This window comes from Alcaligenes pakistanensis, from assembly GCF_014652815.1.
Taxonomy (GTDB): Bacteria; Pseudomonadota; Gammaproteobacteria; order Burkholderiales; family Burkholderiaceae_B; genus Alcaligenes; species Alcaligenes pakistanensis.
On sequence record NZ_BMZN01000001.1, the window covers coordinates 623594 to 640769 of the forward strand.

The following is a 17176-nucleotide window of genomic DNA, read 5'->3' on the forward strand; positions in this document are numbered from 1 at the left end:
CGCTAAAAGCAGGCAACGGGAACGTGCGACTGTTTGGGCACAACGCACGCGCCGCCCCCCCCTGAAACCACTCCCTTAAAACCGCCATCTACGACCAAAGTCGCCTGTTGGGAAAACTTGATTCGTTCTATACATGCTGTACATAGAGCGCCCCTAAGCGCCAACTCCATCTGCACAGGTCGTGCTTATGGAGCTTCGATGCTAAGAATCATCAACCCAATAAGGAGACATAACGATGACCTCAGCCAATCCTGTCGTAACGGCAGTGACGCAGCACCCGGCGTATCAAGAATTACTTAGAAAACGCAACCGCATGAGCCTGATTTTTTTCGGCCTGACCGTGGTTGTGTACGCCGGTTTTATCCTGACTCTGGCCTTCGACCCGGAGCTCTTTAGCCGCCCCGTCGGGTCCATGACCATGACCATCGGGGTGCTCAGCGCCGCGATTGTTCTGCTCAGCGCCGTCGTGCTGGTTTCCACGTTCGTCTACATTTCCAACAAGGTCTACGATCCTTTGCTGGCTCAAATCATGAAGGACGTGACATGAAGAAACTACTGCTTAGTCTGGGCCTGTTTACCTTGGCCAGTGGCAATGCAATGGCCGCCTCTCCGGGCCAGGCCAATGCCTCTGCCATTGTGATGTTCTTGATTTTTATTGCAGGGACAATGGGCATTACCTGGTGGGCGGCACGTCGCACGCACACCACCTCGGATTTCTATACCGCCGGTGGCGGCTTGACCGGTTTTCAAAATGGTCTGGCCATCGCAGGCGACTATCTGTCCGCCGCCTCTTTCCTAGGGATTGCAGGCATGGTGTACGTCAGCGGTTTTGACGGCATGATCTACGCCATCGGCTTCATGTTCGGCTGGCCCGTTGTGATGTTCCTGATCGCTGAACGCCTGCGTAACCTGGGTCGCTACAACTTTGCTGACGTGACCTCGTTTCGCTTGTCGCAAACCCCCATGCGCATTTTGGCCGCCAGTGCCTCGCTCTTGATCATTGCCTTGTATCTGATCGCCCAGATGGTAGGAGCGGGCAAATTGATCGTGTTGCTGTTTGGCCTGGACTACAACATCGCCGTGGTGATTGTCGGTTCGTTGATGATGATTTACGTCACCTTTGGCGGCATGACAGCCACCACCTGGGTGCAAATTATCAAGGCCGTGCTGATGCTGGTGGGTGCCACGCTGATGACGCTGTTGGTGCTGGCTGCATTCTTCTGGGACGTCGACGCCATGCTGGCCGAAGCCGTTGCCACCCACCCCACCGGACATGCCATTCTTGAGCCGGGCGCCGCCGTCAGCAGCAACCCACTTAACGTGCTGTCTTTGGGTATTGCCCTAGCCTTTGGTACCGCTGGCCTGCCCCATATCCTGATGCGTTTCTTTACCGTGGCTGATGCCAAAGAAGCCCGCAAATCCGTCATCTACGCCAGCAGCTTTATTGGCTACTTCTACTTGCTGACCTTCATCATCGGTTTTGGCGCTATCGCCCTGCTGGTCAAGCATCCTGAGTACTTCCAGACGGGTCCTGACGGCTCCTTCAATATGCTGACCAACCTGATCGGCGGCACCAATATGGTGGCGGTGCATCTGGCCAACGCGGTAGGTGGCAACCTCTTGCTGGGCTTTCTGGCAGCCGTTACCTTCGCTACGATTGTGGCTGTCGTCGCCGGTCTGGCGTTGGCAGGCGCTGCGGCCATCTCGCATGACCTTTATGCGAACGTTATCGCCAAGGGACGAGCCACCGAGAAAGACCAAATGCGCATTTCGCGTATCTCCACGGTCGTCCTGGGTGTACTGGCAATTTTGCTGGGTATTATTTTCGAGAACCAGAACGTTGCCTTCATGGTGGGTCTGGCCTTTGCGATTGCTGCCAGCGCCAACTTCCCAGTACTGGTTCTGTCCATTGCTTGGCGTGGCTGCACCACCCGTGGCGCGACCATCGGCGGCTTCCTGGGCTTGGTAACGGCAACCGCTTGGGTTGTCTTGAGCAGCACCGTCTGGGTTGATGTATTCGGTTTTGCCGAACCCATCACTCCCTTCCCTAACCCAGGCATCCTGTCCATCCCCCTGGCTTTCTTCTCCATCTGGTTGTTCTCGACCTTGGATAAGAGTGCTCGCGCAGACAAAGAGCGCGAGGCCTTTGAAGCTCTGACAGTACGTAGTCAAACCGGCATTGGTGCAGCAACGGCCAGCGCTCACTAAGACTTTTGAGCTGATTTAATCAGCTCGCCTGAATAGAAAACAGGGCATTTCGGTGCCCTGTTTTCACTGATACGCGGCTCATCCTGGCAGGCACCATTACCGAAACTTGGACATGGCATAATCCCCTCATGACTGAACTGCTCATTGCTGACGATCACCCTCTATTTCGTGAAGCATTACGAGGTGTCGTAGCCAGCTTGTTTCCCAATACCGCTATCTACGAAGCGGATCGCATCTCCAATTTATATCCACTGGTCGACGACCATCCGGACGCCGACTTATTACTGCTGGATCTGGATATTCCCGGGGCCATTGGTTTCAGCGCCCTCGTCCACTTGCGTGCAACCTACCCGTCGCTGCCTATTATTCTGGTCACCGCCCACGAAGAGGCCCGATTTATGCGCCGCGCCATGGATCATGGGGCAATGGGCTTTATCCCCAAATCCATTGATTCGCACACACTAGGCATTGCGCTACAAGTCGTCCTGGATGGTGGCACGTGGCTGCCAGAGCAAGGTTCATCCGCCCCCGGCATCAGCACGGACGAACGCGAGGTCGCCGCAAAATTACGCGAACTTACTCCTCAGCAATTTCGTGTCCTGCAAATGCTCAGCACCGGTCAACTCAATAAGCAGATTGCTTACGAGCTTAATGTTTCCGAGGCCACCATCAAAGCGCACATGACCGCTATTTTGCGCAAATTAGGTGCCTCGAACCGAACACAGGCCGTCTTGATGGCCAGCCACCTGGGCTTGAATCAAGACGAGTCCCCCGCGACTAATACCTTCTGATCTGCGCAGTTAAAAAGGCTCGCAACGAGGCGGGTTTAACTGGTTTAGTCAGCACCAGATAGCCATACTGACGAGCCGCTGCTTTGAGTTCGTCACTACCATCTGCTGTTAACAAGGCACCCTGCGCATGGGGCAAATACTGACGCAGCAGCTGCAGAGCCTGCAAGCCGTCCAGACGATCGTGCAAGTGATAATCCACCAACAGCACATCGGGATTCAAGCTGATCTTTTCCAGCGCGGTATCTATTGTATTGGCGGTAATGATTTGCGCCCCCCATCGGCTAAGCAAAACCTCCATCCCTGCCAGAATCTCCAGGTCGTTATCCAGGCAAAGCACACGCAAGCCTGACAGGGCCATCCCATCTTGGGGTTTAGTGGATTCACTAGCCTGATGGCTGCTGATCTCAGACGCCTGGCTTAAGGGAACCCGAATCGAAAACATGCTCCCCGCACCGACGTTTGATCGCACATCCAGCGTGTGACCCAGCAACACGGCAATACGCTGGCAAATGGATAAGCCCAAACCCAAACCACGGCCGTCCCAATCAAACGCCTGCTCGTAGCGATGGAACTCTGCGTAGATTTGATCAATATGGTGCGGCGGTATGCCCTGCCCGGAATCCCAAACCTGAAACTCCAGCTCCTCCCCACGCACCCTAGCCCCCAGCACAATCCGCCCCTCTTGCGTGTAGCGCAAGGCATTGGCCAGGAAGTTCTGCAATACCCGGCGCAGCAGGCGATGATCGCTATACACCAGCCGCGGGCGGGCATGAATCCGCAACTGGATACCGCGTCGGGCCGCCATGGGGGCGTATTGATCAGCCAAATGCTGCAGCAGCTGATGAGCATTAATTACACTTAAATCCGGCTTCAAGGCCCCTGCATCCAGGCGGGAAATGTCCAGCAAGCCCTCCAACAGCTCCTCGGCAGTACGCAAGGAGGTATCAACCCGCTCGGCCAGATTAGGCATCTCTGCCCTATCGTTCGTATCGCGCAAGGCGGACGCAAACAGGCGAGCGGCATTGATAGGCTGCAGAACATCGTGGCTAACCGCCGTCAAGAATCGCGTGCGGGACTCCTGCGCCTTTTCAGCCTCTTGGGTACGCACGGCCACACGCTGCTCCAGACTATCGTTCATCTCCCTCAATTCACGTTCGACACGCTTGTACTGCGTAATGTCGCTATAACTGGTGACGTAACCACCTCCTGGCAAAGGGCGTCCACGCAACTCAATTACTTGCTTGTCATTCAACATGCGCTGGGTCACGTACGAGGAGCCTTCCCGCATAAACTGAATACGGCGCGCAATGGCCTGCTCCACACCTATACTTTCTACGCCATCAACTTTGCCGCGCTCCGCATTAAAGCGGATTAAATCGGCCACCGATCTGCCTACATACAGCATGCTGGGGGGGTAATCGAATAGCTGCTGGTAGCGCTGGTTCCAGGCAACCAAACGCATATCCGCATCCACTACACTGACGCCCTGATCAATATTTTCAAGTGTAGCCAGCAGAATATCCCGGTTAAAACGCAGTTCCTGGCCCGCCTCATCCAGTACTGCCATGATGGCGGCCACTTCCATACCGGAACCGCGCAGTGCGCTAGTCAAAACCAAGCGAGCCGAGGCCGCCCCCACCGCTGCCGCCAGCAAGAGCTCGGTAAAATGCACCCACGCATTATTCGCACGCAAACCCGGCTCAAACACCTGATTTAGCTGTCTGGCCTGCGTTTCAAAAGCTCGTCGGGCCGTTTTCTTGCCCACGATCCGTTCAGCCAGAAGCCATAAATCGTGTACCGACAAATCCCCATAAGAGTGCCGGGAGGCCAGGGTCTGCCGCTCTGCATAAGGGTTCAGAAAAGGCTCTGCACGCAAGCGTTCCCCCAGGCCAGGGCGCTTGCGCCAGGACACCCACAAAAACGCACTGATATTGCACAACAAAGACCAGAAGGTGCCATGCGTCAACGGGTCCCAGCCATCCAACCCAAACAGCTGATAAGGACGCAGCCACGACTGGCCAAAGGGCCCGTGATACAGCCAGTCATCGGCCAGCCACCCGACTTCGGTCAAGGTTGGCAAGAGCAAGGTATAAACCCAGATGGCAAAGCCCAATAGCAAGCCCGCCTCCACCCCCTGCCGGCTGGCTCCCCGCCAATACAGGCCCCCAATCAAGCCAGGGCCAAACTGCGCCACGGCCACAAAAGCCATCAACCCGTAAGCGGCCAAGGTCGTATCGCTACCGCTGAGCATGTAATAGCCATAGGCCACCCCGGCCAAGGCCATAATGGCCACTCGACGTATCCATAACACCGTCGAGGCAACTGTACTTTGTTGATACTGTGCCCAGCCCCGGCGCAGCAATAAAGGCATCACCAGATCATTACTGACCATGGTCGAGAGGGCCACGCTGGTCACGATAACCATGCCGGTCGCAGCCGAAAAACCACCGATATAAACCATTAAAGCCAGACCCACCTGATTCTGCGACAAAGGCAATGCCAGCACAAAACTATCCGGTGCCACACCCTCTGCCCCCGTCCCGAACAAGCTGACTCCCGCCGCCGCGATAGGCAAGACCATCACGCTGACCACCAGCAGGTAAGCGCCAAACAGCCAACGCGCCCGCCGTATATCCACCACGTCCCCGCATTCGACGATGGCCACATGAAACTGACGAGGCAAACAAATAATGGCGGCGAAAGCCAGCAAGGTCTGCCCGACAAAACCGACTGGAGGACTGCTCTCAAACAGAGTGCTGACGGCACCCACCATATTGAGATCGGCCTTGCCAAACCAGCGAACCGCAAACAGGCCCACTGCAACCAGTGCCACCAGCTTCACCACGGACTCAAAAGCCACCGCCAGCATCAAGCCCGGCCTGTGCTCAGTCGCATCCACTTGCCGCGTGCCAAACAGAATGGAAAACAAAGCCATGAGAATGGCCACATACAAGGCCGGATCACCCAGGACGCTGGCATGAAACTCGGTGCCCGCCAAGACGCTCAAGCTCAGGGCGACCGCCTTGTACTGCAAAGCCAGATAGGGGACTGCCGCCACTACAGCGACCACGGCCACCATCGCAGCCAGACGCTGAGAGCGGCCATAGCGGCTGGCCATAAAGTCAGCAATAGAAACCGTGTTTTGGGATTGGGCCACTAGCGCCAGCCGTTCAAGAATTCGCCAACCAAACAGCAGCATCAAAAACGGCCCCAGATAGATAGGCAGAAAACCAATGCCGTAGCGCACTGCCGACCCCACCGCCCCGTAAAAAGTCCACGAAGAGCAATACACCGCCAAGGCCAGGCTATACACCATGGGGCGCAACCAGGGACGCTGGGTATACAAGGGGTTCCGATCCCCAAACCAGGCAATAGCAAACAAAATGGCGGCGTAAATCAAAGAAGCCAAGACCACCCAAACCGGCGTCATCAGCACTGTCTCCTACTTTGGTATAACGCGATGATTTTTCTCGCGATTGTGAGTAATACTAAGACAGTTCCAGCTGGATCTCACCCCTGCGGACTAGGGCTTATTCCCTATACCCGTTTTCAATTTCAAGACTGATCCATTTGGCACCTAGCAGTACAAGCAGCGTAAACAGCCGTGATCAATCGCCCCCCTGCCAATCAGCAGGCGCAAACCTGTCATTGCTGTCTATATCTCCCCTGCTTGCACTCTAGTCAGTATCTCCGGCTTTAACACGGTGAGCTGGCTGGAGCAGCATGAAACAACTGTAGTTTCAGGCCTTCGGACTAACTCGATTCGTCAGGCCCAATAACGAGAAATAGAGCGTTTTAAGTAAGTAAGTAGGCGACTACTCAGCCTTAAAGCCATATCTATCAAAACCAAGCCGGAAAACGCCCCGACAATAAAACTATCTTTCATCGTCATGCGGGGCAAAACTAAAGGAGGAAATATGAACCATCAAACCTTGAACTTTGATCGCTACCCACAGCAACCGCACGGCGGAACCCTGGTCAATCAGGTAGTTCCTGAGCACTTGGTCAAAGACGAAATCGAGCGGGCCCGGTCTTTGCCCAGCATCCGGGTGGATCTGGAAGCGGTGATCACCATCGAGATGATTGCCACAGGGGTGCTCTCTCCCAATAAAGGCTTCATGAACGAGGCCGATTACAACTCCGTGCTCAAAGAGGGTCGTTTGAGTAATGGCGTGGTTTGGCCTGTGCCTTTGAGCTTCGCCCCAATTGGCGATCGCAACCGCGACATTATCAAAGAGCTCTCGGTCGGCTCCGAGGTGGCCTTGACCGATAGCCAGAACGAGCCGGTTGCCATTCTTAGCATCGAAGACATTTTCTCGTACGACAAAGAGCAGCGCGCCCAGCAACTATTCGGAACAACTGACCGCAACCACCCTGGCGTTGACTCCATTTATCGCCGCATGGGCGATATCTCTCTGGGCGGTACGCTACACCTGCTGCAGCGGGTGGATTGGGGCCCGTTCGAGAAACTGCGCCGTGAGCCCAAAGACACTTGGCATTTGTTCTACGAAGAGAAGCAATTCAAGTCGGTAGCCGGTTTCATTACCGGCGCCAACCCGCTGCACCGTGGCCACGAATACATTCACCGCAATGCCCTGGAAGGGATTGATGGCCTGTTCCTGCAGCCGCTGGTCGAGATGGCAAAGCGCGAATACGTACGTCATGAATTTCGCATGATGGCCTACCGGAATGTGCTCGATACCTACTACCCCAAAGACCGCGCCATCTTGTCGCCGCTGCGTGTCACCTATATCTTTGCAGGCCCGCGTGAAACCATTTTGCACGCTCTGATCATGAAGAACTACGGGTGTACGCATGCCTTGATTGGCCGTGACCACGCCGGTATTGGCAGCTACTACGACAAGTACGCCAGCCACAGCATTTTTGACCAGTTCAGCCCCAAAGAAATGGGCATTGACGTACGCCTGTTCCACGAGGTCTTTTACTGCACCCGCTGCGCCAGCCATGCCTCCTCCGAAACCTGCCCGCACGATGATCGCTTCAGGCTAACCATCTCCGGAACCGGCATTCGCGAGATGCTGCGCCACGGCATCATGCCCCCAAAGGAAGTTTGCCGTCCGGAATCCATCTTGCCTGCCATGCAAGGCGTGCAGCCCAAGGGCTTGTGCGAAGAAGGCCAAGCCATCCAGCCCGTCAGCAAAGTCATCCAGAGCATGTTCCCTTACTACACCCAGTACACCCGCCTGGGCGGTGCACGCCGTAGCGAGCCCCTGGACCCCAGCCAGCTGACGGTGCGGGACCTGGAAATCGCCAGCCATGATGTCCGACATCACGCGGGGGATATTTATAACGGCGTCTACGCCGAATACAGCGCAGTCATGGATCACAACCGCAATATGCACACCTCCTGGGTGGAGGATGCCCGTTCCGCCCTGCGCTTCCAGCAAGAACGCCTGATCGGGGACTTGGAAGAAAAGCTGCACCAAGCGCCGGCAGAAGCCTCGGATGAGTTCATGTACCAAGATAAACAGGAAGTGGTCCGTGAACTGGAGTCAGCCCGCAAACTGTTGGACAATATTCCAGGGCTGATCTGCAGTACACAAATCCAGACCCGCACCTGGAACGTGCTGCCCTATCAGCGTTATCGCGGAGCGGATAAAGAGTAAAAGCTGATTTTTCATCCGCTCTGGCCAGAGGCTCCGGGCGCATAAAACCCGGATCATCTGGCACGATGGGTTTGGGCTGGGCATCCAGGCCCAAGCCCGCTTCGACGCAATCAGCGATTGCCATTATCAAGGCAAAAAAAGCCCCTGATCTCAAACAAGATCAGGGGCTTGATTCATTGTATGGCAGGCATAAACTGCCCCACCATCAAGACTGGCCGCTTAGGCCACTTCCAGACTTACTTCGTTAAGCGGCATCAGACGACGATAAAACGTAGGCAGGGCAAACAAGGCCCCATGCACATCCGCGTTGTAGAACTGCAGGGATTCCTGGTTCTCAGTGCTCATTCGCTGTTCCAGACGCTCCTGAATATGCTCCGCCGAATACGCACGCGGATTCAATTCGTCGGACGCAATCGCCAGCCCCCAGTAAGAACCGTACAGCGGAATATGCAGACCATAACCATGGACTTGCGCGAACACCTCTGCCAGGGATCGGCTCAGGCTCTGAACCTGCTGGCTCTCGTGGAAAGGCGAACCCAGATGCAACACCAAGGCGCCCCCCACCGACAGGGCACGTTTGCAGGATTCAAAGAAAGCCGCGGTGTACAAAGGACCAGCAGGTGTTTCAGGGTCAGTCAAATCCAGATAGATCAGATCAAACTGTTCCTGCGTGTTTGCCAAAAACTGAGCACCGTCTTCAATCTGAATATGGACGCGCGGGTTATCAAACGCCCCCTTATGAATAGACTGCAAGTGCTCGCGGGATACCTCGATAACTTCAGCGTCCAGTTCAACCAGACAGACTCGTTCCACGCTTGGATACTTCAGCAGTTCTTCCAGCGCCCCGCCATCGCCACCGCCCACAATCAGGGCACGGCGCGGGTTGGGGTGGGCCATGGCAGCTGGGTGAATCAGGCCTTCATGGTAGAAGAACTCCTCGGCCTCGGAGGTCATCATGCAACCGTCCAGACGCAAGGTCTTGCCCAAGGTCTCGGAATGCAGCAGTTCCAGACGCTGGAATGCCGTCTGACGCTCCAGCAAGCGCTCGGTAAAGCGAAAGCCGTACAGGGCATCTGCGTTCAGGTTTTCAGTAAGAAGCTCGCCTGCATGGGCCGGGCCGTCGGCCTCGCCACGCCAGAGGCGGTTGCGTTGAGCCTGGCCAGGTTTAAAAGCCTGTTCAATCCCGTTAATTAAGCGAGTGGCCTTGCCGGAGTTGTCCTGCATGAAGTTGCAGACATACACGTCCAGCGTCACGCCATTGCGTTCTGGCCAGGTATGAATCGCCAGATGGGACTCAGCCAGCAATAGCACGCCGGTGACGCCACCGGGCTGCCCTTCAAACTCGGGAAACGCCTGCCACTCTTCACCAACAATCGTCAGACCCGCATCCAGGGTCTGCTGGCGGCAAAAATCGGCCAGTTTCTGGGCATCGATCAGCAGCTCTGGGCTGCATGCACATTGGTAAAGGTCTGCGGTCAAGTGCAAGCCTTGCATAATCGTGTGCTCCTTTAACGGATTTTGCGTTCCCCACCAACGAGATGACCGCAACGTAAAAACTTGAAGCGGGGTGCACCTGGAATGGCGATCACCCCGCTTCTCGAAAAGAGCGCAAATTGTACCTTATATCAAACTTAAATATATGAAAATAACCCTATTTTAGAGAAGATTAAGGTATATACGACGCGGAAGGCAGCAGAACCAATTCCATGACCAGATGCGCGCCCTGTCCCGGACTGTCCTTGAAATAGACCTGTCCACCATGGTGCTGCATGATGGACTTCAAAATAGCCAAGCCCAGACCACTGCCCTGTTCCTGCTGCCCCGGTATCCGAAAAAACTTCTCAAACACCTTTTCTCTATAAAGAGGCTCGATACCGGGTCCCTGATCCAGCACCTCAATACAGGCCCAACCGGGCGGGCCTGACTGCAAACGCAAGGTCACCATGGTGTCCGGCGCGGAATACTTCAGGGCATTTTCCAGCGCATTACGCAGCGCAACTAATAAGGGAATAATGTCCACCTTGGCCCGCATGCTATGGGCAGGCAAGTCCAAGCAAAGACGATGGCGCTGCTCCTTGAAAGCCCGCAAGCTCAAACGCAACACAGCCCGCAAATCCGGCTTGCGCCACCCCACGCTGCCCGCCGCTTCGTACTCCATACGATTCAAACGCGTCAAATCGTCCAGCAGCACATCCACGCCCCGGACTTTTTCATGAAGCTGTGTATAGATCTTGCTCGCCCAAGCGGAAGGTGTCGTCTCCAGTTGCAGCAACTGGATATAGCCACTGATGGCGGCCAGCGGAGAACGTATTTCATGTGCGGCCACGGCGAAACAGTCGGCACGATTGCGATCATGCTGTGCTTTGGCACTGACATCACGAATCATCAGCAATGTGGATGCATTGGGCGCCGCAGCGGCATAGGCATGAAATTCCAGCACGCGAGCCTGCTCACCCTCTCCATCGCTATGTCTATATAAAAAAGAGGGCTGAGTCCGCTGGACGACTTGAATGATTCCAGGCAGCAAATACTCTAAATCGGCCTGTATTCCTTTTTCCAATCCCTGAAAAAAACTGACTAAATTCCCGCTACAGGCTGGTAATTCTGAATCCCCAAGAAGCGTACGCATCACTCGATTGCAGCCTTCTGCCCGGGCATTAGCATCAAACATAATGACGGCATCAGGCAAAGCATCCAGCATTTTCTCAAAGCAGCACGCCTGCGTATAAGTAGACCAGAGCCATTTAGATACACTCGTTTTGTGTAAAAAATGTTGCCCTATCAATAAACCAGTAACTAGTGTGAGCAACAAGCCAATCCCCCTTTTCGTCCTGAGACAGGTCTTGAGCCTGACTCAGTGCGTTTTCAATCACCATCCACTCAAAAAGCCAGTCCAGACAATGGGCCGACGTTTTTTCTTAATGGGATTATTGATATGCCGATGCGCTTGCATCCGCCCAGGTGAAAAAAACGGTTAATCGTCTAATGAGTTAAAGGAATAACGATTAAGCGTAACTTCGGGAAAGGTAATAGACAGTTTTAAAAGATTGGCTCCTGATTGGCGCGTTAAGCTGCTAAAAACCATAAACAGACGTATCATAAGGTGCATAAAAATTCTTTGAGACAACCGGGTGCTTTATTCAAAATAGATTCTTATTTAATTCATAAAGTCTGATTAATATCAAGACTAACGCTAAAAACCAATGCTAGGGTGCTAACACCCATTTTTTTGGCCGTCACCGATCAACCCGTCCTGCGGACAGGCTTGTATCACCACGCCCCCAAGTGTGTTCAGCTACCCACACTAGGCTCGTCCGGTCACACGTTAGCGCAAGGGTTACGCGTAAAATCAGCAAGGCAAGTCCAGGTTCACAGGCTTGCCAAATTGAAGTGGTCCCCTGAACAGCATGAACATCTGAAAAACGGAGCTATTAGAAGCATGTTTGTCGGACACCGTGCCTGCCCATGGGCATAAACAGGCCGCTTCCCTTTGCCATTATTAGTTTTTCTGTACTTAATAATGCCGTCTCTACACTTTGCACTGCTGTATCGGGGCAAGCACCCTCTTCCCCCCCGGTTTGGCCTGCTTTCATTTTTTTGATTCCATGAACGACGCCGTTTACTCCACTCGGCAGGCTGCTGATTTACTGGGCGTGTCTGTACGTACCGTCCAACTGTGGGTAGAAGCTGGAACCCTCAAAGCCTGGAAAACCCAAGGCGGACACCGACGCATTGAACGCGAATCCGTGCAAGCCATCTTGCAAGAGCGCCAAGGGCAAAACAGCCCGGCGGCGCCGGATAATCCCACCAGCCACAACATGCCGGTTTGCGATGGCGAGCCCTGCCTGCGCGTTCTGGTCGTCGAGGACGATCTGGATCTGCTGGCTATTTACCGCATGGCAATGGAGCACCTGCCTTTTCCGGTCGAGTTACGCTGCGAGCAAGACGGACTAAAAGGCTTGATTGCAGCAGGTAACTTCTACCCCGATGTCTTGATCGTGGATTTAAACCTGCCCAAGCTCGATGGTTTTGCCATGCTCAAAGCCTTGGCCGACGCTCCAGAAACAGAACATACTCTGATTTATGTGATTTCTGCGTTGAATGCAGTCGACATTCACGCGCGCGGTGGACTGCCCAGCAACGCAACGGCCCTGGCCAAACCCATTCCCATCGCCCTGCTCCTGCAGTTGCTCAGCGAAGCGTTTCACGCTCAATACCTGCCTTCTTAAACCCACGGTTTTTCCCTTTCTCAGCACGGATCGATTTTTTCAATTTCAGTCTTTTTGTGACAAATGTTTTCATTTTATTATCATTTTTTTATTTTTAGACATAAAAAACGAATCAAATGATACTATTCACGAAAATTCACTACAAGAAATCGATCCGCTTATCTTGAGTCTTTTGCTGATACAAAAATACAAAGGGAAAGGCTATGCGCAAGAACCTACCAATCACCGGCGTCGAAACCGAGCTGCTGGACGATCAATATCTCATTTCCAAAACAGATCTGGCCGGTCGCATTATTTATGCGAATCCTGCTTTCGTTGAGGTCAGCGGATTCAGCCGGGAGGAACTGATCGGCGAGCCGCATAATATCGTGCGCCACCCGGATATGCCTTCGGCCGTCTTTGCCGATTTGTGGCATACCCTGAAACAGGGCCGTTCATGGGTTGGAGTCGTTAAGAACCGCCGTAAAGACGGCGGTTTTTATTGGGTATTGGCCCATGCCAGCCCGATTATTGAGCAAGGCGAATTAACTGGCTTTGCTTCGGTGCGGGTACGCGCCAAACCCCAGGATATTCAAGCCGCCGAGCAGTTTTATCAGGAATTGCGTGACGGCCGAAATCGTTCGCGAACCATACGTGCAGGCCAAATCACGGCCCGCAGCTGGCGGCGTCCGTTTGCAGGTTTACGATTTCTGGCTGGCCCCAGTTTGTTGGCCGCCTTTTTGCGTAAAGGCTTATTAAATCTGGGTATTACCGGCGGGATTATTGCCATGGTCCTGAATACGGAAATGCCCCGGCAAAGCATGATTCTGTTGGCCAGCGCATTAGGCATAGGCACGTTTATGATTCTGGCGTATCAAGCTGTTTTGATGCGCCGTGTTTTAGGCTCGTTTAAAACCGCCACGCATATCGCTCAACAAATTGCAGCCGGTAATTTAACCGTCAATACCCGCGGGCCTGACGTTAAAAAATTGGAAACCCTAGGTCAGAATCTGGATTTGATGCGCAAAAGTCTGATGAGCATCAGCACGGATGTGGACCAGAGCTGTGGCAATAACCAGGTCATTGCCCGCAATCTCTCGGACAACAGCGCCTTGCTGGAAGCACGTACCCAAGAGCAAGCGGCCTCCATGCAAGAAACCACCGCCAGCATGAACTCGTTTGGGCAAGCTGTCTTGCAGACGGCTGAAAATGCTAAAGCCAGCCATGAACTGGCCAGCCGCAGTGCCGGGATTGCCGGTCGCGGCAATGAAGCGGTACAGAAAGTTAGCTCTTCCATGCAGCAGATTCTGGAAAGCTCGCAGCATATTGGCAATATCGTGTCGATGATCAATAACATCGCCTTTCAAACCAATATCTTGTCGATTAACGCCTCGATTGAGTCAGCGCGGGCCGGGGAAGCAGGCAAAGGCTTTGCAGTTGTAGCGTCTGCCGTGCGTTCACTGGCTCAACAGGCTGCGCAAGCGGCCGATGAAATCAAGCAGCTGGTGTCCGAAACCCAGACACTTAGTGCCGAAGGGGCAGGCCATGCAGCGCACGCTGGGCAGACCATGCAGGAAATCCTGACCTCAGTGTCGGAAGTCGCCGGTTTGATGGGAGAAATCTCAGCCGCCACGGGCGAGCAAAGCATTGGTCTGGGCCAACTGACCCAAGCGTTGAAACAGCTGGACCAGATCACCAGCGACAATGCCTCTTTGGTGCACGACTTAAGTGAAACAGCTCAGGAACTGAACCAAAACGGCGCTGAACTGCAAGAGGCCATCAGTGTCTTGAATCATGGTGATGGCGGGCAAACCCACCATCAGCATAGACCGACTCCCCTGGCGCTAGCGCCGGTCGTCAATATGGATACCGCTCGTCGTCGTCCCAGCCAAGCGCCACGATTACGACAATTGGCATCCAGCACCTAGTCTCGCTAGAAACCCAGGCTTTGCGCTCCCCCTAGCAAAGCCAGCACACCCAGGACGGCAAAGATACAGGCCGCAATCCGGTGCACCAGCTGAGTGGGCAGGCGGCGGGCAATACGCTCGCCAAACAACACTGCCGGTGCATTGGCCAACATCATGCCCAGGGTGGTACCAATAACCACCCACCAGAACTCTTGATATTTAGCGGCTAAGGCGACCGTGGCTATCTGAGTTTTATCACCCATCTCAGCCAGGAAAAACGTGACTAGCGTGGTACCGAACACCCCAAAGCGGGTACGGGACGCTTCAGCATCATCGATTTTGTCAGGAATCAGAATCCAGACAGCCATGGCCAGGAAGGAAACACCTAGCACCCAACGCAAGATTTCCGGATCCAGCAAAGCGGGAACCCAGGCGCCAATAGCACCGGCCAAACCATGATTAACTAAGGTTGCTATGAAGATAGCGAGAATGATGGGCCAAGGGCGTTTGTAGCGGGCTGCAAGAATAAAGGCCAACAACTGGGTCTTATCCCCAATTTCTGCCAAGGCAACCACACCCGTGGAGATAAACAGCGCTTCCATAACAACTCCTGGCCGGATAAGAGACAAATGACCACAAACCCTCCCGGCCAAACGCGAAGGTCTATGGTCAAAAGTCTTGCCAGGCTAGTTGCTACCAGCACCATGACCCTGTGTAGGCCAAGTATGTTGATGCTGGTCTTCGGTAAACCGAAGCGGCTACTCCCTAATGACGAAGCGCATGGTAGCCCAGATTAGTGCGCCTGTCCAATAGGGAGCTTTTCAACGCCCAGACGTTACACTTACTTAATTACACAACTCTTTCGTCTGTATGAGCACCCGATTCCCCGCCCCCAGCGCGCCAAACACCTACCAGCCTTATGTGCTGCTGTATCTGTTATTTATGGTTTTGATGTGGACCGTTTTGATGGCTATCAGCCACAAGGCGCCTGATCTGGACGGCATGGAAGAGCTGGTCTGGTCCGCCAGTTTTGAACTGGGCTATGTGAAACATCCGCCCTTCCCGTCCTGGATCATGGCTGCCCTGACCAGTGTGTTCGGCCGCCCCATCTGGCTGACATTTGCAGCGGGCATGACCGCCTCGGCTCTGGGGCTGTGGTTTATCTGGAAGCTGGCCTGCGAGTTTTTGAACCCCGAACGCGCCCTGATGGTGCTGCTGATCAGTTCAGTCAGCATTTACTTTTCCTTGCGCGGCACCATTTTTAATCACAATACGGCCCAACTGTGGTCCGTCACTGCCGCCACCTGGTTTTTCTATCGTGCCAGCCGGGATCAAAAACTGGCAGACTGGCTGTGGCTAGGGGCGGTTGCAGCGCTCTCTACCGTCACCAAATACAGTGCCGTGATTCTGTTCACTGCCTTCTTTTTATATTTTCTGCGCAGCGGCATGTGGCGTCAGCTTCAAACCTGGATCGGGCTGGTTTTAGCACTGGCCGCCTACGTGCTGGTGCTCTCCCCGCATCTGTACTGGTTGGCACAACACGACTTCGCCCCCTTCCGCTATATGGATGGTTCGCTGGAAACCCACACTCGTTGGGAAGCCTACAGAGAGCTGCTGGCCTTTAGTCTGGACCAGCTTGGTCGTCTAAGCCCCATGCTGGTGGCCTTGATTGCTCTCGCAGTCTGGAACCGGCGCGCCCAAAAGGATGAACCTGCCACAGACGCCACCCCGCGCAGCAATTACCGTTACGCCGATGATTTGTCCCGCGCCGATAAGCAATTCTTACTGTGGGTGGGTCTAACTCCCATCATCAGTACAGTCCTGATCTCCGCCATCCTAGGCACACGGCTGGTCGCTTCCTGGGCCACTACCTTTTTTGTATTATTTGGCTTTTTTGCCTTGTGGGTAATGCATGGCCGTGAAAAGGTCCAGCTGCGTCGTGTGGCCATCATTGTGATTGTGTTGCAGATTCTGCTGGCATCAGGCTATGCCCTGGCGCGTGGACCGCTGGCCTGGCAAAAGGGACGGGACTCGCGCTCCACCTTTCCTGGCCCTGAAGTCTCTGCTCAAATGCAATCCATCTGGAAACAGCACATGCCCGGCATTCCCTTGAAAGTCGTAGTGGCCGACACCTGGTTAGGCGGCAATATCGCCGTCCATGCGGGCCTAGACGTAATGGTCTTTATTGACGCAGAGCCAGAATCCTCCCCCTGGCTGAAACTGCCGCAAGACCTAGAGTGCGGAGCCTTGATTGTCTACAGTCTGGAAACACGCGGAACACCGCCGGTCTCCTTACTTGAACTCTATGAGCACGCACCGATCAAGGGCTTGGCAGAGCAACGCTGGTCTTCCGAGCGCAGCCCCATGATTGATTTGAACTGGGCGATCTTGCCGGCCAAAAGTAGTTGCCCGTATCAGCCCAGCGAGCCCTAAGC

11 protein-coding genes and 1 riboswitch are annotated in these 17176 nt (G+C 54.4%); of the genes, 7 read left to right on the forward strand and 4 right to left on the reverse strand.

Annotation, left to right across the window (positions count from 1 at the left end; genetic code table 11):
• The first annotated feature begins 235 nt into the window (after window positions 1-235).
• The 3 genes from IE156_RS02880 to IE156_RS02890 all read left to right on the forward strand — a co-directional run bounded on the left by IE156_RS02880 (window position 236) and on the right by IE156_RS02890 (window position 2999).
• Window positions 236-547: a DUF485 domain-containing protein gene (locus IE156_RS02880; protein WP_189390964.1), complete on the forward strand. Its 312-nt coding sequence runs from the start codon at window positions 236-238 to the stop codon at window positions 545-547.
• Window positions 544-2208, forward strand: a complete 1665-nt coding sequence (actP, locus tag IE156_RS02885; protein ID WP_189390965.1) for a cation/acetate symporter ActP — start codon at window positions 544-546, stop codon at window positions 2206-2208. The genes IE156_RS02880 and actP overlap by 4 nt, the downstream gene beginning before the upstream one ends.
• A 128-nt stretch (window positions 2209-2336) precedes the next feature.
• Window positions 2337-2999, forward strand: a complete 663-nt coding sequence (locus IE156_RS02890; protein ID WP_189390966.1) for a response regulator transcription factor — start codon at window positions 2337-2339, stop codon at window positions 2997-2999.
• Here the strand turns inward: IE156_RS02890 and IE156_RS02895 are convergent.
• Window positions 2986-6429 carry a hybrid sensor histidine kinase/response regulator gene (locus IE156_RS02895; RefSeq protein WP_189390967.1) on the reverse strand — a complete coding sequence of 1148 codons (3444 nt, stop codon included), beginning with the start codon at window positions 6427-6429 and terminating at the stop codon, window positions 2986-2988. The genes IE156_RS02890 and IE156_RS02895 overlap by 14 nt on opposite strands.
• Window positions 6430-6916: 487 nt before the next feature.
• Here IE156_RS02895 and IE156_RS02900 point away from each other — a divergent pair, with 487 nt between their 5' ends.
• A complete protein-coding gene (locus tag IE156_RS02900; protein ID WP_189390968.1) occupies window positions 6917-8626 on the forward strand; it encodes a sulfate adenylyltransferase in 1710 nt (569 codons plus the stop codon).
• A 219-nt stretch (window positions 8627-8845) separates the two neighbouring features.
• Here IE156_RS02900 and speE read toward each other — a convergent pair whose 3' ends face one another.
• On the reverse strand, window positions 8846-10120 hold the full coding sequence (gene speE, locus IE156_RS02905) for a polyamine aminopropyltransferase (RefSeq protein WP_189390969.1): 1275 nt from the start codon (window positions 10118-10120) through the stop codon (window positions 8846-8848).
• Window positions 10121-10292: 172 nt separating this feature from the next.
• Window positions 10293-11066, reverse strand: coding sequence for a sensor histidine kinase (locus tag IE156_RS02910; RefSeq protein ID WP_229840920.1), 774 nt, complete (start codon window positions 11064-11066; stop codon window positions 10293-10295).
• A gap of 1165 nt (window positions 11067-12231) precedes the next feature.
• On the opposite strand from IE156_RS02910, the gene IE156_RS02915 reads away from it, so the two are divergent.
• Both IE156_RS02915 and IE156_RS02920 read left to right on the forward strand, forming a co-directional pair.
• Entirely contained in the window at window positions 12232-12855 is a 624-nt protein-coding gene (locus IE156_RS02915) for a helix-turn-helix domain-containing protein (protein ID WP_189390971.1), read from the forward strand.
• Window positions 12856-13058: 203 nt separating this feature from the next.
• Window positions 13059-14762, forward strand: a complete 1704-nt coding sequence (locus IE156_RS02920; protein ID WP_189390972.1) for a methyl-accepting chemotaxis protein — start codon at window positions 13059-13061, stop codon at window positions 14760-14762.
• Between the two features lie 5 nt (window positions 14763-14767).
• Here IE156_RS02920 and IE156_RS02925 read toward each other — a convergent pair whose 3' ends face one another.
• Entirely contained in the window at window positions 14768-15343 is a 576-nt protein-coding gene (locus tag IE156_RS02925; RefSeq protein WP_189390973.1) for a TMEM165/GDT1 family protein, read from the reverse strand.
• Window positions 15344-15520: riboswitch (yybP-ykoY riboswitch) on the reverse strand.
• A gap of 91 nt (window positions 15521-15611) precedes the next feature.
• On the opposite strand from IE156_RS02925, the gene IE156_RS02930 reads away from it, so the two are divergent.
• Window positions 15612-17174: a glycosyltransferase family 39 protein gene (locus IE156_RS02930; RefSeq protein ID WP_189390974.1), complete on the forward strand. Its 1563-nt coding sequence runs from the start codon at window positions 15612-15614 to the stop codon at window positions 17172-17174.
• Window positions 17175-17176 lie beyond the last annotated feature (2 nt).

Coding starts and splice junctions, on each gene's coding strand:
- IE156_RS02880 (WP_189390964.1), top strand. CDS start 236: ATGACCTCAGCCAATCCTGTCGTAACGGCAGTGACGCAGCACCCGGCG.
- actP (WP_189390965.1), top strand. CDS start 544: ATGAAGAAACTACTGCTTAGTCTGGGCCTGTTTACCTTGGCCAGTGGC.
- IE156_RS02890 (WP_189390966.1), top strand. CDS start 2,337: ATGACTGAACTGCTCATTGCTGACGATCACCCTCTATTTCGTGAAGCA.
- IE156_RS02895 (WP_189390967.1), bottom strand. CDS start 6,429: ATGACGCCGGTTTGGGTGGTCTTGGCTTCTTTGATTTACGCCGCCATT.
- IE156_RS02900 (WP_189390968.1), top strand. CDS start 6,917: ATGAACCATCAAACCTTGAACTTTGATCGCTACCCACAGCAACCGCAC.
- speE (WP_189390969.1), bottom strand. CDS start 10,120: ATGCAAGGCTTGCACTTGACCGCAGACCTTTACCAATGTGCATGCAGC.
- IE156_RS02915 (WP_189390971.1), top strand. CDS start 12,232: ATGAACGACGCCGTTTACTCCACTCGGCAGGCTGCTGATTTACTGGGC.
- IE156_RS02920 (WP_189390972.1), top strand. CDS start 13,059: ATGCGCAAGAACCTACCAATCACCGGCGTCGAAACCGAGCTGCTGGAC.
- IE156_RS02925 (WP_189390973.1), bottom strand. CDS start 15,343: ATGGAAGCGCTGTTTATCTCCACGGGTGTGGTTGCCTTGGCAGAAATT.
- IE156_RS02930 (WP_189390974.1), top strand. CDS start 15,612: ATGAGCACCCGATTCCCCGCCCCCAGCGCGCCAAACACCTACCAGCCT.